This window comes from Georgenia sp. TF02-10, assembly GCF_022759505.1.
In the GTDB taxonomy this organism is placed as follows: domain Bacteria; phylum Actinomycetota; class Actinomycetes; order Actinomycetales; family Actinomycetaceae; genus TF02-10.
Map to the genome: position 1 here is coordinate 1971469 of NZ_CP094289.1, position 20287 is coordinate 1991755.

General features: G+C 74.2%; 25 protein-coding genes. 13 read left to right on the forward strand and 12 right to left on the reverse strand.

Going from position 1 to position 20287, the window contains the following annotated elements; genetic code table 11:
- Positions 1-288: 288 nt before the first annotated feature.
- The 4 genes from MF406_RS08845 (at position 289) to MF406_RS08860 (ending at position 4221) form a co-directional block, all read left to right on the forward strand.
- On the forward strand, positions 289-1521 hold the full coding sequence (locus MF406_RS08845) for a glucose-1-phosphate adenylyltransferase family protein (RefSeq protein ID WP_242897650.1): 1233 nt from the start codon (positions 289-291) through the stop codon (positions 1519-1521).
- Positions 1522-1569: 48 nt separating this feature from the next.
- Entirely contained in the window at positions 1570-2418 is an 849-nt protein-coding gene (locus tag MF406_RS08850; RefSeq protein ID WP_242897651.1) for a ribonuclease H, read from the forward strand.
- Between the two features lie 372 nt (positions 2419-2790).
- Positions 2791-3228, forward strand: coding sequence for a DUF6318 family protein (locus MF406_RS08855; protein WP_242897652.1), 438 nt, complete (start codon positions 2791-2793; stop codon positions 3226-3228).
- A gap of 477 nt (positions 3229-3705) precedes the next feature.
- Positions 3706-4221 (forward strand): PKD domain-containing protein, encoded by a 516-nt coding sequence (locus tag MF406_RS08860; protein ID WP_242897653.1) that lies wholly within the window; start codon positions 3706-3708, stop codon positions 4219-4221.
- A 207-nt stretch (positions 4222-4428) separates the two neighbouring features.
- Here the strand turns inward: MF406_RS08860 and MF406_RS08865 are convergent, their stop codons facing one another.
- The 3 genes from MF406_RS08865 to MF406_RS08875 form a co-directional block, all read right to left on the reverse strand.
- On the reverse strand, positions 4429-4737 hold the full coding sequence (locus MF406_RS08865) for a hypothetical protein (protein WP_242897654.1): 309 nt from the start codon (positions 4735-4737) through the stop codon (positions 4429-4431).
- 353 nt (positions 4738-5090) lie between these two features.
- Positions 5091-5240, reverse strand: coding sequence for a hypothetical protein (locus MF406_RS08870; protein WP_242897655.1), 150 nt, complete (start codon positions 5238-5240; stop codon positions 5091-5093).
- Positions 5241-5260: 20 nt separating this feature from the next.
- Positions 5261-6250 (reverse strand): LLM class F420-dependent oxidoreductase, encoded by a 990-nt coding sequence (locus MF406_RS08875; RefSeq protein ID WP_242897656.1) that lies wholly within the window; start codon positions 6248-6250, stop codon positions 5261-5263.
- 225 nt (positions 6251-6475) lie between these two features.
- On the opposite strand from MF406_RS08875, the gene MF406_RS08880 reads away from it, so the two are divergent.
- From MF406_RS08880 to MF406_RS08920, 9 genes are all read left to right on the forward strand, one after another.
- On the forward strand, positions 6476-7078 hold the full coding sequence (locus MF406_RS08880) for a CDP-alcohol phosphatidyltransferase family protein (protein WP_242892038.1): 603 nt from the start codon (positions 6476-6478) through the stop codon (positions 7076-7078).
- Positions 7075-8025, forward strand: a complete 951-nt coding sequence (locus MF406_RS08885; RefSeq protein ID WP_242892041.1) for a DUF881 domain-containing protein — start codon at positions 7075-7077, stop codon at positions 8023-8025. Before MF406_RS08880 ends, MF406_RS08885 begins: the two co-directional genes overlap by 4 nt.
- Positions 8026-8358, forward strand: a complete 333-nt coding sequence (locus MF406_RS08890; protein ID WP_242892044.1) for a small basic family protein — start codon at positions 8026-8028, stop codon at positions 8356-8358.
- Positions 8355-9167: a DUF881 domain-containing protein gene (locus MF406_RS08895; protein ID WP_242892047.1), complete on the forward strand. Its 813-nt coding sequence runs from the start codon at positions 8355-8357 to the stop codon at positions 9165-9167. Before MF406_RS08890 ends, MF406_RS08895 begins: the two co-directional genes overlap by 4 nt.
- Before the next feature lie 98 nt (positions 9168-9265).
- On the forward strand, positions 9266-9763 hold the full coding sequence (locus tag MF406_RS08900) for an FHA domain-containing protein (RefSeq protein WP_242892049.1): 498 nt from the start codon (positions 9266-9268) through the stop codon (positions 9761-9763).
- Positions 9760-10641, forward strand: coding sequence for a MerR family transcriptional regulator (locus tag MF406_RS08905; RefSeq protein WP_242892050.1), 882 nt, complete (start codon positions 9760-9762; stop codon positions 10639-10641). Before MF406_RS08900 ends, MF406_RS08905 begins: the two co-directional genes overlap by 4 nt.
- Before the next feature lie 60 nt (positions 10642-10701).
- Positions 10702-11262 (forward strand): bifunctional nuclease family protein, encoded by a 561-nt coding sequence (locus MF406_RS08910; RefSeq protein ID WP_242892053.1) that lies wholly within the window; start codon positions 10702-10704, stop codon positions 11260-11262.
- A gap of 251 nt (positions 11263-11513) precedes the next feature.
- Positions 11514-12035: a MerR family transcriptional regulator gene (locus MF406_RS08915; protein ID WP_242897744.1), complete on the forward strand. Its 522-nt coding sequence runs from the start codon at positions 11514-11516 to the stop codon at positions 12033-12035.
- A 156-nt stretch (positions 12036-12191) separates the two neighbouring features.
- Positions 12192-13091, forward strand: a complete 900-nt coding sequence (locus MF406_RS08920; RefSeq protein ID WP_242892056.1) for an ornithine carbamoyltransferase — start codon at positions 12192-12194, stop codon at positions 13089-13091.
- A 125-nt stretch (positions 13092-13216) separates the two neighbouring features.
- Here the strand turns inward: MF406_RS08920 and MF406_RS08925 are convergent, their stop codons facing one another.
- The 9 genes from MF406_RS08925 to MF406_RS08965 all read right to left on the reverse strand — a co-directional run bounded on the left by MF406_RS08925 (position 13217) and on the right by MF406_RS08965 (position 20229).
- Positions 13217-13981, reverse strand: coding sequence for an ABC transporter permease (locus tag MF406_RS08925; RefSeq protein ID WP_242892059.1), 765 nt, complete (start codon positions 13979-13981; stop codon positions 13217-13219).
- Positions 13978-14865 carry an ABC transporter ATP-binding protein gene (locus MF406_RS08930; RefSeq protein ID WP_242892061.1) on the reverse strand — a complete coding sequence of 296 codons (888 nt, stop codon included), beginning with the start codon at positions 14863-14865 and terminating at the stop codon, positions 13978-13980. Before MF406_RS08930 ends, MF406_RS08925 begins: the two co-directional genes overlap by 4 nt.
- A gap of 176 nt (positions 14866-15041) precedes the next feature.
- The gene (locus MF406_RS08935; RefSeq protein ID WP_242892063.1) at positions 15042-15884 is read right to left on the reverse strand and encodes a DUF4097 family beta strand repeat-containing protein; all 843 of its coding nucleotides are present in this window, start codon (positions 15882-15884) and stop codon (positions 15042-15044) included.
- 95 nt (positions 15885-15979) lie between these two features.
- Positions 15980-16561, reverse strand: a complete 582-nt coding sequence (locus MF406_RS08940) for a toxin-antitoxin system HicB family antitoxin (RefSeq protein ID WP_242892065.1) — start codon at positions 16559-16561, stop codon at positions 15980-15982.
- 41 nt (positions 16562-16602) lie between these two features.
- Entirely contained in the window at positions 16603-17457 is an 855-nt protein-coding gene (locus MF406_RS08945; RefSeq protein ID WP_242892067.1) for an AraC family transcriptional regulator, read from the reverse strand.
- Between the two features lie 217 nt (positions 17458-17674).
- Positions 17675-18292, reverse strand: coding sequence for a LysE family translocator (locus tag MF406_RS08950; protein ID WP_242897745.1), 618 nt, complete (start codon positions 18290-18292; stop codon positions 17675-17677).
- A 13-nt stretch (positions 18293-18305) separates the two neighbouring features.
- A complete protein-coding gene (locus MF406_RS08955; protein WP_242892069.1) occupies positions 18306-19175 on the reverse strand; it encodes an NAD(P)-dependent oxidoreductase in 870 nt (289 codons plus the stop codon).
- A 244-nt stretch (positions 19176-19419) separates the two neighbouring features.
- Positions 19420-19728: a hypothetical protein gene (locus tag MF406_RS08960; protein WP_242892072.1), complete on the reverse strand. Its 309-nt coding sequence runs from the start codon at positions 19726-19728 to the stop codon at positions 19420-19422.
- 156 nt (positions 19729-19884) lie between these two features.
- On the reverse strand, positions 19885-20229 hold the full coding sequence (locus MF406_RS08965; protein WP_242892074.1) for a hypothetical protein: 345 nt from the start codon (positions 20227-20229) through the stop codon (positions 19885-19887).
- Positions 20230-20287 lie beyond the last annotated feature (58 nt).

A 20287-nucleotide genomic window follows, 5' to 3' on the forward strand; every position in this document is an offset into this window, starting at 1 on the left:
GCGGCGGGCAGTCACCGACAGGTTCCCATGCCGGGAGGCTCCGGCGTGGGCTGTTCGTCCCGCCAGCGTCTGGCCGGCGCATGACGGCGCCGCGCCACCCCGCACCGGCCGGCGCACTACGGCGCCGCGTCACCCCGACCGGTCGCCACCCGGCCCGGCCGCTCCGAGCCGGGCCACCCCCGCACGTGACCACGAGGCTCCGGCCGGCGCCCGGCTCCGGTGGTGCGCCGGCCCCGGCCGGGTCATCGTGGGGGGCCGGACATCCCGTTCCCGAGCTGCAGGAGCACCATGGCCCCGACCCGCACGTTGCTCGTCGTCCTCGCCGGCGGTGCCGGCGGCCGGCTGGAGACGCTCACCGACCACCGCGCCAAGCCCGCGCTGCGGTTCGCCGGCAGCCACCGCCTGGTGGACTTCCCGCTGGCGCACGCGGCGAACTCGGGCATCGCCGACGCCTGGGTGGTGGAGCAGTTCTTCCCCGAGTCGATCAACGTCCACCTCGCCGGCGGCCGGCCCTGGGACCTGGACCGGACCCGGGGCGGCCTGCAGCTCCTCGGCCCGCACCAGGGCGACGAGCGGGAGGGCTGGCACGCCGGGACGGCCGACGCGCTGTGGCGCAAGGCGGAGGCGGTCCGCGCGGACGACCCGGAGGTTGTGCTGGTCGCCTCGGCCGACGCCGTCTACCGGATGGACTACGCGGACGTCGTCGCCCACCACCTGGCGTCCGGGGCGGCGGTGACGATGGTGACCACGCGGCTGGGCGGGGACGTCTCGCGCTACGGCGTGGTCCAGGTGTCCGACGGCCGCATCACCGACTACGCCTACAAGCCGGAACGGCCGGCGAGCGACCTGGTGACCACCGAGGTCTTCGCGTTCCGGCCCGACGCCCTGCTCACCACCCTGGAGGAGGTCCACCGGGCGCACGGCGCCGGGCCGAGCGGACTGGGCGACCTGGGGGACCACGTCCTGCCCGCGCTGGTGGCCGACGGCGACGCGGTGGAGTTCCGGCACGACGGGTACTGGCGGGACGTCGGCACCGTGCCGGCCTACTGGCAGGCCCACCTGGACTGGCTCCGCGACCCGCCGTTCGACCTGGACGACCCGGCCTGGCCCATCGCCACCCGCGGGCTGCACAGCGCCGCCGCCCGGGTGCACGCCGAGGCGGAGGTCGTGGACTCCCTGCTCGCCCCCGGCGCCGTGGTGGAGGGCACGGTGCGCCGCAGCGTGGTGTCCCCCGGGGCGTACGTCGCGCCCGGCGCGGTCGTCAGCGAGAGCGTCCTCCTGGACGGGGTGCGGGTGGAGAGCGGTGCCCGCGTGCACCGGGCGGTCGTGGACGAGCGCGCCCGGGTCGGTGGCCGGGCGCAGGTCGGGGAGGACGACGACGACGCCGAGGTGACGCTGCTCGGCGCCGGGGCGGTGGTGCCGGAGGACGGACGGGTGCCGGCGGGCGGGCGCTACCCCGACCCGGACGCTGAGCCGGAGGCGGACGCGGAGCCGGACGGGGACGGCCGGGCCCACCGGTAGGGTTGGCGGGCAGCTCCCGCCGCACCGGCCCCACTCGAGGAGTCTCGTTTGCCGTCCAGGACCTGGTCGACCCAGACCGAGCTCGGCGCCACGTTCGGGCTCACCGCCCGGGAGATCGGCACCCACCTGACCGCGCTCGGCCTCAAGGACGGCTCGCGCGCCACCGACCGGGCCCTCGCGGAGGGCCTGGCGAGCGCGCGCACGCTGCGCGACGGCACCCCGTTCCACGTCTGGCGCACTGACGCCGTCACCAGCCTGCTGGAGGAGCGTGGGCTGACCCCTCAGGCGGGCAGCGGAGGCCCGACGGCGGCGGGCGGGCCCGGGTTGTCGGCGACCGCCGGTAGGCCGGCCGGCGCAGGCGGAACGGCCGCAGCCACCGCGGCCACTCGCGGTGTGACGCGCGGGACCGGCCGCGACGGCGCGGCCACGGTCCCGGACGCCCGGTACGACAAGGTCATCGCCACCGACGGGTCCGCGCTGGGCAACCCGGGGCCGACTGGTTGGGCCTGGGTGGACCAGACAACGGGGGAGAGCGAGTCCGGCGGGCTGGCGCACGGCACCAACAACGTCGGCGAGCTCCTCGCGCTGCTGCGCGCCCTGCAGCACGCCGGCCCGGACGGCGATCTGCTCGTCCGAGCAGACTCGCAGTACGTCATCAACACCGTGACGAAGTGGGCGCGCGGGTGGCAGCGCCGCGGCTGGCGCAAGGCCGACGGCAAGGTGCCCGAGAACCTCCAGCTGATCCAGGACATCCTCGCCCTGCTCGACGCCCGCACCGGCCGGACGGACTTCGAGTGGGTGCGCGGGCACGCCGGCGACGTGCACAACGAGCGCGCCGACGCGCTCGCGGTCGCGGCAGCGAAGGCGGCCGCAGTGGCCGACGCCGTGCGCGGCTGACGGCGAGAATGCGCCGCCGTTCTTGGGGCGGGGACCTGCCCTCGGCGTGACCCATGGCCTGACTCGGCTTGACCGAACTGTCTGACGAACGGCTGGGCCGCCGGTCAGCGGACTCGTCGGCTCAGATGCTTGTCCACAAGTGTCGCCGAACCTCTGGTGTTGAGCATGGTCGGCTACTACCGTCGCCGCATGGCCGTGGGCGGCAGGCAACGGGGCACCGTTGCGGCAGCGTGCACCGCGCTGGTCCTGGGAGCCTTGCTCGGTTGCTCCCGGGAGCCTGCCGCTGCCCCGGCGCCGACCGAAACGAGCAGTTCGCAGACGTCGGCGGGCACGGACTCCCCGAGCCCCGAGCCCACCGTTACTCGGCCAGAGGTGGAGAAGCCGGAGCGGCCAGGGGCTATGGAGCGCGACGACGTCGAGGGCGCGAAGGCCGCCGCCCTGTACGCCCTGCGACTGCTCCCGTACGCCTACATCACGGGGGATCTCGCCGACTGGAACGCGATGTCGCGGGAAGGCTGCAAGTTCTGCGCGAGCGTGACCGAAGATGTCACCAACCTCCACCGGGACGGCGGGTACTCGACCGGCTCCGACATCGTCGTCGAGTACGTCGACGGGCGTCCCCCGTCTGGCGGCCGAGAGTACTTCGAGATTCTGATTGAAGGAACCGTCATGCCGTCGGTCAACGTAGGTGGGGACGGTGCAGTGTTGGAGGAGTTCGAGGAAGGCAGGCTGACGTTCTTCGTTGCCGTCAGCCGCGTAAACAACTCTTGGGTCATCTATGGAGTAGACACGGAGGACCCAGATGAGTGAGCGCCACGCCACCGGTCGCGGGCGTCACCATGCTGTTTCCACGCTCATCGCTGTTTCATTCCTGGCTGGTCCGTCATCGTTCGCAGCGACTGCCATGGAGGTCCCCCCGCCACAGCCTGAGACGCAAATGCAATACAGGTCACGCGCGAATGATGATGGTATAAATGTTGATGGGTTTTCACGGTCGCACCGTCCTCCCGTACAGGTGCCGGTAGGGCCCCGAGGGCGGCCTGACGGGGCCGCGACCCGGGTCGGGAACGTACACGTGCCGAGCAACGGCCCTGGTTCGGGCGGCGGCGTCGATTCCGGTACCGGTGGCGCGGGCGCCGGCGGAACAGGCGGTGGTGGTGGGGACTGCTACGAGTACGTCCCGCTGCCCTCGGGGGACAAGCGGGTGGATTTCTCCCGGTGCGGCGGTGATCAGGCGGGGCAACGGACGGTGATCAGCCCGACGGCGCCGGCGCCGCCCGAGCGTCGGTGACGGCCCCCGCCCCGCCAGGCGCGCCGGCGGCCCCGGCCCCGCCGGCGCCGCCGCCGGTCGTGGTCACCGCGCAGGACCTCCAGCGGCTGCCGATCGCCCCGGGCACGGTCTCGGTCCAGCCGGACCGTGGGTGGGTGCTGGTCAACATCGACACCATCGTCTTCACCGATGCCACCCCGCAGGTGCTGGACACGGTCGTGCTGGGCACCCCGGTCCGGGTCGGGGTCAGCCCGGTGGACTACACCTGGGACTTCGGCGACGGCTCCGCCCCGGTGACCACCACCGTGCCCGGGGCGCCGTACCCGAACCACACGGTGGCCCACACCTACACCCGGGCAGCAGAGGCGGTCAGCGTGGGACTGACCGTCCGCTGGAGCGGGCAGTTCGAGGTGAACGGCTCGGGGGTCTGGCAGCCGGTCCAGGGCACCGCAGTGACTACCGCCGTCTCCGCGCCGTTCGACGTGCGCACCGTCACTGTCAGCCTCACCGACGGCAGTCTTCCCGACCACTGACCCACCGGCTGGCACGGCATGGGGACAACCAGCCACGAGCCCACCTGCGCGGGTTACACGAGCGCACCTGCGCGGGTTGTAGGCATTTCGCAAGCGCTGAGCAGGTGCGCGCCGCCACGACGCGCACCCGCACTGTCGCGAGCCAAATGAGGGCAGTTGACTGTTGTCGTTATTGCCCTGCAGTCATGCGCCGCAGGGCGCCACCCTTCACTCCTGCCGCTGGCGCTCCTGCAGGTCGACCCAGGACCCGTCCGGCTGCCTGAGCTGGGGGCGGCTGAGCTCGCCGTACATACCGGAGTGGATACGGACCGTGATCTCGGTGCCGTCCGGCAGGCTGGCGCGAAGGTCCTTGTCGCCGTAGAACACCCGGGAGGAGTCCGCGAGTTCGCCGTCGACCCGTAGCCGCGGCCGGTTGAGCACCATTAGCTTCTTGTCGAACTCGAGCTCCACGTCGTGACCACCGGTTGACCCGCCGAAGTAGCGGGTCTGGTAGCTCAGGTCGATGTTCTCGGACACGGGCGTCTCCTCTGCGTCGTTGGTTCAGCGTCGAGAACATAGCGCGGTGGACGCGCTACCGCGCGCGTTGGGCTGACGCGTGCGAACTCCGGTGAGCAGGACCGGGGAAGCCGCCCGGGCATCATCACCTCGCGCACCCGCAGATGCGCACCGTCGGCCTTCAGGATCGGCTGCGTCGCGGCGATCGGCGTGCCGGCCTGGCCGCACCATCGGCGCCTGCGGCTGACCGCCGTCGTCGCCGTCGTCCCGGTCACCGGCCAAGCCGCCGTCGCCGTGGTCACCCGTCAGGGACACCTCTTGGCGCCGCCGGTCGGCCCGTGATGGCGCCGCCGATCCACCCTTGGCGCCGCGGGTCACCCCTTGGCTGCCCCGCCCAGGCCCGCGCTCTGCAGGAACAGCCGCTGGAAGAGGGCGAAGAGGATGACCGGGATGACCGTCGCGATCACTAGCGCGGCGAGGAAGATGCCGAGGTCGGTGGTGGCCTCGATCGAGGGCAGGCGCACCGACAGCAGCTGGACCGCGATCAGCGCAGCGCCGGCATGACCTCGCGCTCGAAGAGCTCGATCGACTCGGTGGTGTAGGCCGCGTCGGGGAAGTAGAAGATCCCGTAGGCCAGGCCCTGCTCGCGCAGCGCGCCGAGCTTCTCCACGATCTGCTCAGGGGTGCCGTAGGCGGGCAGGTCGCGGAACCCGCGGAGCTCGCGGGCGACGGCGTCGGCGTCCATGTGGGCGCTGAGCCGGGCCTCGAGCTGGGCGAGCTTGCCCCGGACCTCCGCCTCGTCCCGGCCGATGGTGACGTTGAAGTTCGCCGAGCGGGTGATCTGGTCGAAGTCGGTGCCCTCGGCCGCGCAGTGCTCGCGCAGGACCGCGCTCTTGCGGGCGAACACCTCGGGTGTGCCGTCGAAGTTGGTGTAGCGGGCGTGCCGGGCGGCGATCCGCAGGGTCACCTTCTCCCCGCCGCCGGCGACCCACAGCGGGATCCCGCCCGGCTGCAGGGGCAGCGGGCGGCACAGGGCGCCGTCGACGTCGTAGTGCTCGCCGTGGAAGGTGACCACGCCCTCGCGCCAGGCCTGCTCGAAGATCTGCACGCCCTCGGCCAGCATCGCCAGGCGCTGCCCGGCGCGGGGGAAGCCGTACCCGTAGGCCCGCCACTCGTGCTCGTACCAGCCGGCGCCGATCCCCATCTCCAGCCGCCCGCCGCTGACGTGGTCGACGGTGGCGGCCACCTTGGCCAGGTACATCGGGTTCCGGTAGCCCATGCAGGTGCACATCTGTCCCAGCCGCACCCGGTCGGTGACGGCCCCGAGCGCCGCCATGAGCGACCAGGCCTCGTGGGTCGCCTCCTCGCTCGGCACCGGGCTGGTGTGGAAGTGGTCGTAGACCCACAGGGACTCCCACAGGTCGCCGCCGTCGACCCGGCGGGCGAGGCCGGACATCACCGGCCAGTGCTGGGAGTCGTCGATCCCGGCCAGGTCGAACCGCCAGCCCTGGGGCAGGAAGAGGCCAAAGCGCATGCGTTTCTCCAATGTCCAGCCGCGGCCGCAGGTCCGGCCGCGGAGAAGCTCACCCTAGCCACGCCCGTGGGGCACCGGCCGGTCGGAGCCGGCCACGCCCATGGACCGGTCTCGGCGGTCGGTGCGCGGTCGGTAGGTCACCGCGCGGTCTCGGTCCGCCGTCGGCAGGTCACGGACCGGTCTCAACGGCCGGTCGGCCACCCGGTGCTGCGTACCCTGGGAGCCGTGAGCACGCAGCCCGCGGGACGCGCCGCGCCCGCCCGGGCCGAGCGCGTCTGGACCGTCCCGAACGCCATCTCCGCGGCCCGGCTGGTGCTCGTCCCCGTCTTCGCCGTCCTCATCTTCACCGAGCGGGACCTCGCCGCCCTGGTCGTGCTGGTCGTGGCCGGCGCCAGCGACTGGGTCGACGGCGTCATCGCCCGCCGCTTCGACCAGGTCAGCCGGCTGGGCCAGCTCCTCGACCCCGCCGCCGACCGCCTCTTCATCTTCGTCACCATCGTCGGCCTGGGCTGGCGCGACATCATCCCGTGGTGGCTCGTCGTCGTCATCGCCGCCCGGGACCTGCTGCTGCTCGCGCTGCTGCCGGTGCTGACCCGGTACGGCTACGGGCCGCTCCCGGTCCACCTCGCCGGCAAGGCCGGGACCTTCGCGCTCCTCTACGCCTTCCCCCTGCTCCTGCTCGCCGGCGCACCCGGCGTGCTCGGGCACGTCGCCTGGACCGTCGGCTGGGCCAGCGCGCTGTGGGGCGTGGGGCTGTACTGGTTCGCCGCCCTGCTGTACGCGGAGCAGGTGGTACGGATCGTCCGGTCTCACCGCGCGGGCACGTGACCGGGCCCCCGCAGCCGGGCCAGGCCCCGCCCCCGGCGGGCTCCGGCGCCGCCGCCGGACCGGGCCCGGCCGCCGGCGCCGGGGGTGCCGCCGGTGGCGCGGGCGACGGCGCGGCCGCCCGTCCCGGGCGGCGGCCGGACGAGTCGATGTCGCTGCTCCGCGACCTGCTGGACAACCCCCTGGACGCGGGGTACCTGGTCGAGCGGGGCGACCGCGCCCGGGCGCCGGCACCGGCGTGGCGCAAGGTGCTGATCGTGCTCGCCTGCGCCGTCATCGGGGCCGGTGCGGTGTGGTCCGCCAAGGCGCTGCGCCCGGCGCAGGCCGCGACGACGGCGCGGGCGGTCCTGCTCGAGCAGATCGAGGACCGCACCGCGCACGGCCGGGACCTGGGCGAGGCCAACGCCAACCGCCAGGCCGAGATCGAGCGGCTGCGCGACGCGGGCCTGGCCGGGCTGGCCCCGGACCGGCTGGAGCGCCTGCGCCACCTCGGCGTGGCCGCCGGCTCCGCCCGGGTCCGCGGCCCGGGCATCACCATCACCCTGACCGACTCCCGCAACGCCACCTCCGGCGCGCCCGGCGCGGAGGAGCAGCGGGTGAAGGACGTGGACCTGCAGGTGCTGGTCAACGCCCTGTGGTCGGCCGGGGCGGAGGCGATAGCCGTCAACGGCGAGCGGCTGGGGCCGATGAGCGCGATCCGGGCGGCCGGCCAGACGGTCCTGGTCAACCTCGTGCCGGTGGTCTCGCCCTACCAGGTGACGGTGGTGGGGGACCCCGCCGACCTGCAGACCGGGCTGGCGCGCACCGCCGCCGCCACCCACCTCGGCGTCCTGCGCACCACCTACGGCATCACCGTGGAGGTCGCCCCGGCGGAGGACCTCGAGCTCGACGGCGCCCCGGCGCAGTCACTCCGCCACGCCGTCCCGGCCGGATCAGGAAGGATGGGGTAGGTGCTCGCAGTCATCGGTCTGCTGATCGGGGTCGTCGCCGGGGTGGCCCTCGAGCCGACGGTGCCCCAGGCGGTGCAGCCCTACCTGCCCATCGCCCTCGTCGCCGCCCTCGACGCGCTCTTCGGCGCGGTCCGGGCCCGGCTCGACGGCGTCTTCGACGACCGCGTCTTCGTCGTCTCCTTCATCTTCAACGTCCTCGTCGCCGCCCTCATCGTCTTCCTCGGCGACCAGCTGGGCGTGGGCTCGCAGCTGAGCACCGCCGTCGTCGTCGTGCTCGGGATCCGCATCTTCTCCAACGCCGCCGCCATCCGCCGGCACATCTTCAAGGCATGACTGCGCCCCGCACGCCCGACGGCGCGCCCGCCCCCGACGCCGGCGGCCCGCCCGCCCCCGGCCGCAAGCCCGACGGCGCGCCCCGCCGCGCCACCGGCGGCTGGCGGAGCCTGCTCGTCCCCCGCCTGACCCGGACCCAGGTCCTCGTCGCGGTGCTGTGCGCGGTGCTGGGCTTCGGCGTCGTCGCCCAGGTCCGCCAGGTGCACGGGGACGCCCTGTCCGGGATGCGCCAGGACGACCTGGTCCGCCTCCTGGACGAGCTCGGCACCCGCAACGACGAGCTCGCCGCCGAGCAGGAGGCGCTCGAGGCCGACCTCGCCGAGCTGCGCTCGGCGTCCAGCTCCCAGGAGGCCGCCCGGCAGGCGGCCGCGGAGCAGGAACGCGTCCAGGGGGTGCTCGCCGGCACCCTGCCGGTGCGCGGCCCCGGCGTCGTGCTCACCGTCGCCGACCCCGACGGGGCGGTCTCCGCCCAGCAGCTGGTGACCATCCTGGAGGAGCTGCGCAACGCCGGCGCGGAGTCCGTGGAGCTGTCCGGGCAGCGGCTGACCGCCAGCAGCTGGATCGTCGACGGCTCGGGCGGTGTCGTCGTCGACGGCGTCACGCTCGCCCCGCCCTACCGGTGGACGGCGGTCGGGGACCCCCGCACGCTCGCCGTCGCCCTGGACATCCCCGGCGGCGCGCTCGCCACCGTCCGCAGCGCCGGCGCGACCGCCACGGTCAGCGAGCGGGAGGAGCTGGAGATCACCGCGGTCCGCACGCTCACCCCGCCCGAGCACGCCACGGTGGTCCCGGCCGACGACGCGGGCTGAGCCGCGCGGGCGGCCGCCGGCGTGCCGCGCCCACCGGCGGGACCTCTACAGTGGTGCCCAGCACGGTGCCCGCCCCCCGAGCAGCAGGAGGCAACTACATGACGCCCACGGAGCAGCCCGGCCAGCGCCGCACGGGGCCGGACGAGCGGCCCGACGCCACCACGACCGCCCGGTACGGCGCCGTCGGCCACGAGCCGGACACCGACCTGGTCGCCCGCGGCCTCAGCCCGGACGACGCCGCCGCCGTCGAGGCCCTCCCGCCCTCCTCCGCCCTCCTCATCGTCCAGCGCGGGCCCAACGCCGGCGCCCGCTTCCTGCTGGACTCCGAGCGGACCACGGCCGGGCGGCACCCGAGCTCGGACATCTTCCTCGACGACGTCACCGTCTCCCGCCGGCACGCCGAGTTCCTCGGGGTGGAGAGCGGGTTCGTCGTCCGCGACGTCGGCAGCCTCAACGGCACCTACGTCAACCGCGAGCGGATCGACACCGCCACCCTGCGGGCCGGCGACGAGGTCCAGATCGGCAAGTACCGCCTCACGTACCACCCCAGCCCCCAGCGCGGCGAGGCCGCGGCGGGCGGCGCGGACCAGCGGTGAGCCCGGCCCCCGAGCGGCGCCGGGAGCCGGGGACGGCCGGCCGCCAGGACGGGGCGCCCGCCCGGGCCGACGGCGCCCCCGCCCGTACCGACGGCCTCGCCCGGCCCGACGGCGTGGTGCGTGCCGACGGCGTCTCCCGGGCCGACGGCGGCCCCGCCCGGGACATCGGCCCGACCCCCTGGCCGCCGGACGTCTCGCACGAGCCGTCGATGAGCATCGGCGCGGTGCTCGGGGTGCTCAAGCCCGAGTTCCCCGCGGTCACCATCTCCAAGCTCCGCTTCCTGGAGGAGCAGGGCCTGGTGAGCCCGCGCCGGACCGGCTCCGGGTACCGGAAGTACTCCCGCGCCGACGTCGAGCGGATCCGCTACGCCCTGACCGCGCAGCGCGACGCTTACCTGCCGCTGCGGGTGATCCGCGAGCAGCTGGCCGACCTCGACGCCGGGCACGCCGTGACCCCGCCGTCCCGGGCCCGGGTGGTCACCCGGGACGGTGAGCTCGTCGCGCCGCCGTCGGGCGCCCGGGTCAGCGCCGCCGAGATCAGCGAGCTGACCGGCGCCACCGAGGCCGAGCTCGACGAGCTGGCCCTGGCCGGGCTGATCACCGCCGACAGCCGCGGCCGGTTCCCCGGCCGGGCCGTCCAGGTCGTCCAGGCCGCCCTGGCGCTGGGCCGGCACGGGATCAGCGCCCGGCACCTGCGGACGGTGCGCACCAGCGCCGAGCGGCAGGCCGACGTCATCGACCAGGTCGTCGCCCCGCTGCGCGCCCAGCGCTCCGGCGCGGCCCGCGAGCGCGGCGCCGCCCGGGCCGCCGAGCTCGCCGAGCTGTACACCCGCCTGCACGCCGAGCTGCTCCGCGGCGCCGTCGAGCAGCTGGGCTGACCGCCCGGGCGCCCGCCGGTTCCCTGCGCGTCGCCCCGCGCGGCGACGTACCGTTGCCGTATGCGTGAGATGGTCGTCCTCGGCGTCCGTGTGTCTGTGCCGGGCAACGAGGTGGTCGTCGTGCTGGGCGTGCCCGGCGGTGACGTGGTGCTGCCCATCGTCATCGGGCCGCGCGAGGGCGCGGCGATCGCCTCGGCGCAGGCCGGGCTCGTCCCGCCGCGGCCCCTCACCCACGACCTCCTCATGAACGTCGTCAAGCGGCTCGGGGCCTCGGTGACCCAGGTGCGGGTGACCAAGGTGGAGGACGGGGTCTTCTACGCCGAGCTGGTCCTCTCCGGCGGGGTCGTCGTCGACTCGCGCCCCTCCGACGCCATCGCCCTGGCGCTGCGCGCCGGCTGCCCGGTGCTGTGCGCGGAGGACCTGCTCGCCGTCGCCGGCGTCCCGGTCCGCGACGCGGGCCTGGAGGTCACCGAGGAGGGGCCGGAGAACAGCCGGGAGATGGAGGAGTTCCGGGAGTTCCTCGCCCGCGTGGAGCCGGAGGACTTCGCCGACCCGGGGGAGGGCGGCGGGCCCGAGGGGCCGGGCGGCCGGCCGGGGGAGAGCGGGCCGCGCGGGCGCTGACCGTCGGGTCGGGAGGACCTGGGCCGGGGCTCGACCGGAGGTCCAGGGTCAGACACGCGGCCGCGACACGCCGACGGAGCTCCCCGGCGAGCCTCGTTGACCCGCCCCCGGCCCGGTCCTAGCGTTTGGCTCATCGGAACCACCGCAGCGGTATCCTGCAAGGCGGGGGTCCACGGACGAAGGAGAAGCCTGTGAGCGGCACTGATGCGACGGCCGGTGCCGTCCCCGGCGTCCCCCAGCGCGCCCAGGGCATGCTCTTCGGCGACACCCTGCCGGACCTGGACCAGGATACTGGCTACCGCGGCCCCACCGCCTGCCGCGCCGCCGGGATCACCTACCGCCAGCTCGACTACTGGGCCCGCACCGGGCTGGTCGAGCCCAGCATCCGCGGCGCCAAGGGCTCGGGGAGCCAGCGGCTGTACAGCTTCCGCGACATCCTCGTCCTGAAGGTCGTCAAGCGGCTGCTCGACACCGGGGTCTCCCTGCAGCAGATCCGCACCGCCATCACCCACCTGAAGGAGCGGGGGGTGGAGGACCTGGCCCAGATCACCCTGATGAGCGACGGCGCCTCGGTCTACGAGTGCACCTCCGCCGACGAGGTCGTCGACCTCGTCCAGGGCGGCCAGGGCGTGTTCGGCATCGCCGTCGGCCGGGTCTGGCGCGAGGTCGAGGGCTCCCTCGCCGAGCTGCCCACCGAGCGCGCGCACGACGACGACGCCCCCGCCGTGGAGGACGAGCTCGCCCGGCGCCGCGCCGCCCGCAGCGCCGGCTGACCCGGCCGAGTCTGGCGCCGTCCCCGGCGGCGGCCGGACGCCGGTCGAACGTGCTGGCACCTGCGCACCGGCGGCGCCGGCTGACCGCCAGCCACTGCGGCCGGCCCCACCCTGGCGGGCCGCGGACGGCCGGACCTCCTGCGATACGTTGACGGGGTGCCGCACGCCCGCAGCCTGCTCTCGCTCCGCCAGCTCGGCCGCGACGACCTGGAGCGGCTCTGGATCGCGGCGGCAGGCTGGCAGGAGCAGCGCACCCGCCGCCGGGCGCGGTTCGCGGACCGACGGGTGGCGACCATCTTCGAGGGCCCTGCGATGCGCACCAGGCTCGCCTTCGACGCCGCCATCGACGCCGTCGGCGCGCACCGGGTGGACCTGCCGCTGACGCTCGGGGCGCGCGAGCCGGTGGCGGACACCGCCGCGGTGCTCTCCGGGGCCGTGGACGCCGTCGTCGTGCGCGTCCCCGCGCACGCCACCCTGCTCGAGCTCGCCGATGCCTGCGCGGTGCCGGTGGTCAACGCGATGACCGACGCCGGCCACCCGGTGGAGATCTTCTCCGAGGCGTTCAGCGTGCTGCAGCGCCGCGGGCCGCTGGACGACCTGGTGGTCGTCTTCGTCGGCGCGGACACGAACACGCTGCGCTCGTGGTGCGAGCTCACCGTGCCGTTCGGGCTGACCGTGCGGCAGGTGTGCCCGCCGGGCCGCGAGCTGCCGGCGCAGGTGCGCGACGAGCTGGCGGGTGGGGGAGCGGCCGGCCGGGTCGAGGTCAGCCACGACCTCGCCGACGTCGCCGGCGCCGACGTCCTCTACACCGACGTCTGGCCGAAGGCGGCCCAGACGCCCGGTGCGGACCGGGAGGCGTTCGTCCCCTTCCGCATCACCACCGAGGTGCTGGACCGAGCCGGCCCGCGGAGCCTGCTCATGCACGCCATGCCGGTGCGCCGCGGGGACGAGGTGTCTGCCGGGGCGTTCGCCGACCCCCGGTGCGTGCCGCTGGCGGCCAAGCGCAACCTGCCGCCCAGCCATGCGGCGATCGTGGAGTGGGTCCTCGGCGGGTGAGCCAGCCCCTGGCACGGGCGGGACGGCGATGCCGCCCGCACGCCCGGACGGCGAGCGGACGGCATCAGGCGGCGGCCTGGCCCTCGTCGAGCTCGGGCCGGGCCGATCTCGCGGGCGGCCGGCGGTCAGCTGATCCTGCGCCGGTAGATCGCGACCGAGACGGCGTAGGCGACGACGAGGATGCCGACGAGCCAGCCGAGCGCGGCCCAGATCTCGCTGCCCACGGGCTGCTCGGCGAACAGGGCCCGGACGGTGTTCACGACCGACGTCACCGGCTGGTGCTCCGCGAACCAGGCGACCGGGCCGGGCATCGTGCCGGTGGGCACGAACGCCGAGCTGACGAACGGCAGGAAGATCAGCGGGTAGCTGAACGCGCTCGCGCCGTCGACGGTCTTCGCCGAGAGCCCGGCGACCACGGCGATCCAGGTCAGTGCGAGGGTGAACAGGACCAGGATGGCGGCGACCGCGAGCCAGGCGGCCACGGACGCGCCGGTGCGGAACCCCATGACCAGCGCGACGCCGACGACGATCGTGATCGAGGCGAGGTTCGCCACCAGGGAGGTGAGCACGTGCGCCCAGAGCACGCTCGACCGGGCGATCGGCATGGACTGGAAGCGCTCGAAGATGCCGCCCTGCATGTCAAGGAACAGCCGGTAGGCGGTGTAGGCGATGCCGGACGCGATCGTGATGAGCAGGATGCCGGGGAGCAGGTAGCTGACGTACGGCTCCCCCGTCCCGGTGTGGATCGCGCCGCCGAGCACGTACACGAACAGCAGCATCAGCGCGACCGGGGTGACCGCGGTGGTGATGATCGTGTCCGGGCTGCGGAGGATGTGGCGCAGCGAGCGACCGGTGAGGACACCGGTGTCGCCGAGGACGTGGCTGGTCATCGGGGGTCCTTTCCTGCTGGGCGGGTGCCGGTGGTCCCGCCGTCGGCGGGGGTCCGGGCGGTGCCGGTCTGGGCGGTGCCGGCAGCGGTGGTCTCGCCGTCGCCGGCGCCGGTCTCGCCCCGGTCACCGACGAGGGCGAGGAAGACGTCCTCGAGCGACGGCTGCTTTTCGACGTACTCGACGGTGGCGGGTGGGAGGAGCTGCTTGAGCTCGGCGAGGGTGCCGTCCTGGATGATCGTGCCCTGGTGCAGGATGGCGATGCGGTCGGCGAGCTGCTCGGCCTCGTCGAGGTACTGCGTCGTCAGCAGCACGGTCGTGCCGCCCCGGGCGAGCTCCTTGACCGTCTGCCACACCTCGATCCGGGCCTGCGGGTCCAGCCCGGTGGTGGGTTCGTCGAGGAAGATGACCGGCGGGTCGCCGATCAGGCTCATCGCGATGTCGAGCCGGCGTCGCATGCCGCCCGAGTACGTCGACGCCTTCCGGTTCCCCGCCTCGGTGAGCGAGAAGCGGGCGAGCAGCTCCTCGGCGACCGCCTCGGGGTCGTCCTGGTGCCGGAGCCGGGCGACGAGGACGAGGTTCTCCCGGCCGGTGAGGACGCCGTCGACGGCGGCGAACTGGCCGGTCAGGCTGATCACCTCGCGCACCGCGCCGGGCTGCGCGGCGACGTCGAGGCCGTGGACCGTGGCGGTGCCGGCGTCGGCCTTCAGCAGGGTGGACAGGCTCCGCACGAGGGTGGTCTTGCCCGCACCGTTCGAGCCGAGCAGCGCGATGATGCTGCCCGGCGCCACGTCGAGGTCGACCCCCCGCAGCACCGGTAGGTCGTTGAAGGACTTCTCGATGCCCCGCACCCGGATCTCCGGCGCGCGGGCCTGGTCATCTGACATCTCTGGTTCTCCGTTCCTCCGGGCGCACGGCATCGCGGCCCGATCGGTGGTGTGTGGTTCCGCCGGGCCCGGTCACGGCCCGGGCGGGGGTTGTGGTTCCACCCGGCCGGATCACGGCCGGGTCGTTGGTGCCTTGCTCCGCCGGGCCCGGTCAGCGGCCCCGGCCGCTGCGTCGGTCAGGGGCGGCGGACGACGACGTCGCCGTAGCCGGTGCTGGCGCGGATCTCGGCGGTGGCCTCGTCCTCGACCGGCCCCTCGGTGGGGGTGAGCTGGTTGCGGACGCTGCCGTGCTGGGAGCTGACGTCGAGCCAGGCGGCGGTGCCCTCGGGCACGCCGACCTCGATCCAGCCGTAGGAGGTGGTGAGCGCGGCCGTGCCGGACTCGATGCGCTCCACGCGGATGCTGCCCGAGGCGGCCTTGGCGGTGAGGGTGCCGCGCAGCCGGCCCACGACGACGTCCGCGTGGGCGCCGGACACGTCCAGGGACCCGGTGACGGCCCCGACGGTGGTGGTCCCGTTCGCGGCGCGGACCGTGCCGTCGCCGGCCAAGGTGGTGATGCGCACGGAGCCGGCGCTCGCCTTGATCTTCGTCGGTCCGGTGGCGCGGCCGACGACGACGGATCCGGCCGAGACGGTGAGGTCGAGGCGGTCGGCGTCGTCGATGCGGGCCTCGCCGCCGTTGAGGGTGAGGTCGACGGCGCCCAGCCGGCCCTCGGCGAGCAGCGAGCCGGCCTTGCCGCTGAGGTCGGAGCCAGCGGGCAGCTCGATGGTGACGATCGCCCCGCCGGCGGCGAAGGGCAGGACGTACTGCTTCCAGGAGGAGGGGTAGGTGATGGTCACGGCGTCGCCGTCGCGGCCGACGCGCGTCTCCTCGGCGGCGCGGACGGAGCCCGACTTCGCCGGGTCGGCGGGCAGGACGGTGACGACGACGTCGTCACGTTCTCCGGCGACGACGTGCAGGTTGCCGAAGGGCACGTCCACGAGGACCGGGACGGGGGCGGGGGCCGGGAAGGTGGGCATGAGGTCTCCAGGGATCGGGTGAGCGGTGGTGCGGGGTCGGTGCGGGAGTCGTGCGGGCGGCAGGTCTCGCGGCTGCCGCGAACGGGGTGCGCCGGTCAGCGCACCCAGCCGGTGAGCCGGGTGGTGCCCCCGGCCTGCGGGTCGGCCCGGCGGGCCGCGGCCGGGCCGGCGGACCGCTCGAGCGCGGCGGCGACCGCGCGGACGAGCCAGGAGTTGACCGAGATGCCGTCCCGGGCCGCCGCCAGCTCGACCTGAGCCTTGAGGTGGTCGGGCAGGCGCAGGGTGGTGCGGGAGGTGGCGCCGGCGTCGGCGTCCGGCCCGGGCAGGCCGGGCAGCGGGGCGGGACCGGTGTGCCCGGCGGTACCGGTGTGGGCGGCGGGCCCGGTCCCGGCCGGCGGTGTGGACGCGGCGGGCTCCGCTGGTCCGGCGACGGCGGCGGGTGGCGTGACGACGAGCTCTGGGTCGCCGCCGCGCAGGCGCACGTCGACCGAGCCGGGGGCGAGCTCGGCGGAGATCTCGCCGGCCGCGTCGGAGAGCGCCTCGAGCAGGACCAGCCGGACCGCGGCGTCCAGCGGCGCCGTCAGCCGCTCGGCGAGCTGTCGGGCCTCCTCGCCCCCGGCGCCCGCCGCCGTGGCCAGGCGGTTCTGGAGGTCGTCGACGTACCGGGTGAGATCCATGGCGTCATCATGACACCACCAATGGTGTCATAGCAACACCATCAGTGGTGTCGGCGTGTTGCCGCCGCCCACCGTCCCGGGGGGAGCCCGTAGGTCCGGGCGAACATCCGGGTGAAGTGGCTCTGGTCGGCGAAGCCGGCGCGGGCGGCCGCCTCGGCCAGGGTGGCCCCGGCGGTGATCGCCGCCCGGGCCAGGTCGAGCTGGCGCATCGTGCGGAACCGGGTCGGGCTGGTGCCGAACGCCGCCCTGAAGTACCGGGCGACGGACCACCGGTCCAGCCCGGCGACTGCCTCGAGCGTCGCGGCGGAATGGTGCACCGTCGGGTCGTCGGCGATGAGGTCGCGGACCCTGAGGAGCCGGGCCAGCGGAATGGGCTGCCGACGGACCGTCCGTGGTCCCGCAAGGGCCCGCAGGAGGTCGGTGGCCGTGACCGTGAGCTCGACGACCTCGATCTCCGACAGCGGTTCGTCCATCCGGCGGACCCACTGGACCAGGGACACCGGGAGCCGAGCAGCGGTGACGACGGGGTCGGCGACAAACGGCAGCGGCTGGCCGCCGAGCGCCTCCTGGACGAGCACGGGGGAGAGGTAGATGATCCGGTACCGGAACCCGGCGTCGGTCCCGGGCCGCCCGTCGTGCGGCACGTCGGGGTGCAGGATGTGCGCCTCGCCGGGCAGGCACACCCGCTGGTCGTTGCGGTAGGAGAACGTCTGGACGCCGGCGAGGGTGACGCCGATGGCATAGGTGTCGTGGCTGTGCGGGGCGAAGGCGCTGCCCACGAGCTCGGCCTCGAGCCGCTCGACGCCGCCCGCGCCGCTCCCGTAGCGCAGCCGGGCCTGCCACGGACGCCCGGGCGGAGGTTCGGGCGCGGGGAGCTGCCCGCGCGGGCTGGTCATGGTCCCGGACGGTACAGCGGCGCCGGCAGGGCATGTGGGCGGTTGCCTCCGGGCGGCGCGGCCGGGAGGGCCGGGCGGGCCGGGAAAGCCGGCACGGCCGGGGTGGTCGGCGACGGGACGGCCCATGTCGCCGGGGTCGGCCGGGCGGCCCAACTCGCCAGGGGCGCCGCGGACCGGCTGGTCGGGGTCGGGCCGGGTCATGAGAGCAGGGGCCGGGTCATCGGAGCAGGGAGAGGATCGCCGGGAGCGTGGAGGCCACCAGCGCGAGGGCCATGACCACGTTGACCACGCGCGCGGTCCGCGGCCGGCGCAGCAGCGTGCCGAAGGCGGCGGCGCCGAGCAGCCAGACGACGTGGATCACGACGACCAAGACCGACAGGACGCCGACCTGGACGGCGGCCTCGAGGGCCGGGTCCGGCAGCGGGAGCTCGGAGCTGGCCAGCACGGTCCCCAGGCCGGCGTACGCCTTGGGGTTCGTGACGGCTAGGCCGACCCCGCTGGCCCAGCTGGGCGGCCGGACGGGCCCGCTGCCGGCGGCGCCCGGGGCGGCGGTCGCGACCTTCACGGCGAGGTAGAGGAGGTAGCCGACGGCGACGACGAGGAAGACCGGCGCGAGGACGGGTTGGGCCAGGACCACGGTGGCCAGGCCGGCCCCGACCACGGCGAGGACCGCGATGGTGCCCACCGTGCTGCCGACGAGGTAGGGCAGCGACGGGCGGACGCCGAACGCGATGCCGCTGGCCATCACGGCGAGCGTGGCCGGCCCGGGACTGCCCATGACGACGAGCGCGACCGCGGTCAGCGACAGGTACGGCTGGACGGCGGTGAGGTCCATGGCGCTCACCACGTCAGCGAGGTCCGCGGACCGCGTCGACGACGGCGGCCATGTCCAGGCCGCCGCGACCGCGCCGCAGCGCGTCCTCGTACAGCCGCAGGCAGGTGCTGACCAGCGGAAAGTCGGCGCCACGGTCCCGGGCCGCCCGCACGACCAGCCTGGCGTTCTTGGCGACGTCCGCGACGGACGCCTCCACCGTGAAGTCCGCCGCGACGATCTTGCTGGCCTTGGCCCGGGAGACGCGCGAGGCCATCGGGCCGGCGTCGAGGATCCGTGCGAGCAGGGCGGCGTCCAGGCCGTACCGCTCGGCGAAGGCGAACGCCTCGGCCAGCCCGGTCACCATGGTGATGAGGAAGTGGTTGACCGCCAGCTTGGTCAGCAGCGCCTGGGGGACCGCGCCGCAGTCGAAGACCTCCCGGGACATGGGCGCCAGCAGCGGTAGCACCGGGTTGACGTCGGCCCCGGCGACCATCGCGACCAGGTCGCCCGACTCGGCCGGCCCGCGCGAGCCCGAGACCGGGGCCTCGACGTAGCGTCCGCCCGCCGCGGTCACGTCGGCCTCGAGCGCCTGGGAGTAGCCGGGTGCGACCGTGCCCATCTGCACCACCGACCGCCCGGCCACCAGCCGTGGGAAGTCGGCGGTGCCGCGGGCGAGCACCTCGTCCACCGCCCTCTCGTCGGCCAGCATGAGCACGACGGCGTCCGACGCGGCGAACACCCCGGCGGGGTCGGCGGCGGCCCGGGCGCCGGCGGCGACGAGCTCGTCGCACTTCGCGGCGGTCCGGTTCCACACCGTCACCGGGGCGCCCGCCCGGACGAGGCGCAGCGCCATCGGCCGGCCCATGACGCCGAGCCCGATGAATCCCACGCGGGACAGTTCCACCTACGTCACCCTCTCCGTGATCCCGCTCGGCTGCCGCCCTCGGTTGTACCCGCCGCCGGCACGCGCGGTCTTGAACGTTCGTGCCGGGTGCCGGCATGAGTGCGTCACGTACTCACCATTCGGGAGGCGAGGTAGGTCGCGCCGGAGCGAACGCGCGGCTGACCGGCAGCGAGACGGACGGCCTAGGCGCACCCGTCCGTGGACGATCGAGGGACCCGTGGGTTTCGATCTGTGAAACACACTCCTATCGCACGACGCGGAACGGGCTGTGGTTCCAGAAGCCGTTGCGGAAGACTATCTGCGGGCGGTGCGATGACCCGCTGTCATGGTCGGCGGCGCTGGAGAGCTCGTCGACGTTGAGTGTCTCGGGCCTACACCCCAGGAGCGGATCCCTGCGGAAGTACCGGACACCGGCGCAGATGCGCACCGGACCGTCGGACAACGGAACGTCCAGCGTCTTTCCCCAGCGCGTCGCAAGCTCCTCTCCATCGATGACCAGGTACGGTCGGGAGAAGAGCCGAAGAAACCAGCCGTTGAACCAGTGCGTCTTCACCCGCACGGAGGCTATCGTGACGTCATTTCCTTGCTGCGAACTCAACGGCGTTACCTCAGCCCGAGATGTTCCGGATGGCCCACGTTGCATGAACCGCCGCCCTGTCAGAACCTGCGGGTCTCGTGCCGAGAGGGAGAGCATAGGTGGCGGTGAGCGTCATTGCGGCTGGGTTCGTCGTTCTCGGGATACGGGTGAACGCGCACGCCACTCCTCTGTAAAGAGCCCATGCGCATCATCGGGGACACTATACCTGGGCCAGGAGTCAGGCCAGGTCGTGGACCAGAAGTCGACACGGTCGACCGGATCGTCCACCTCGATGCTGACGTACGGAGGGTCGACCTCGATGCTGATGTACGGAGGGTCGACCTCGATGCTGATGTACGGAGGGTCGACCTCGATGCTGATGTACGGAGGGTCGACCTCGATGCTGATGTACGGAGGGTCGACCTCGATGCTGATGTACGGAGGGTCGACCATCTCGGCATGCAGGGTTGCGCTCATGCCGAGATCGCCTCGGAGGTACGGAAGTACTGTCGACCCGTACCACCGCCCCGCCGGT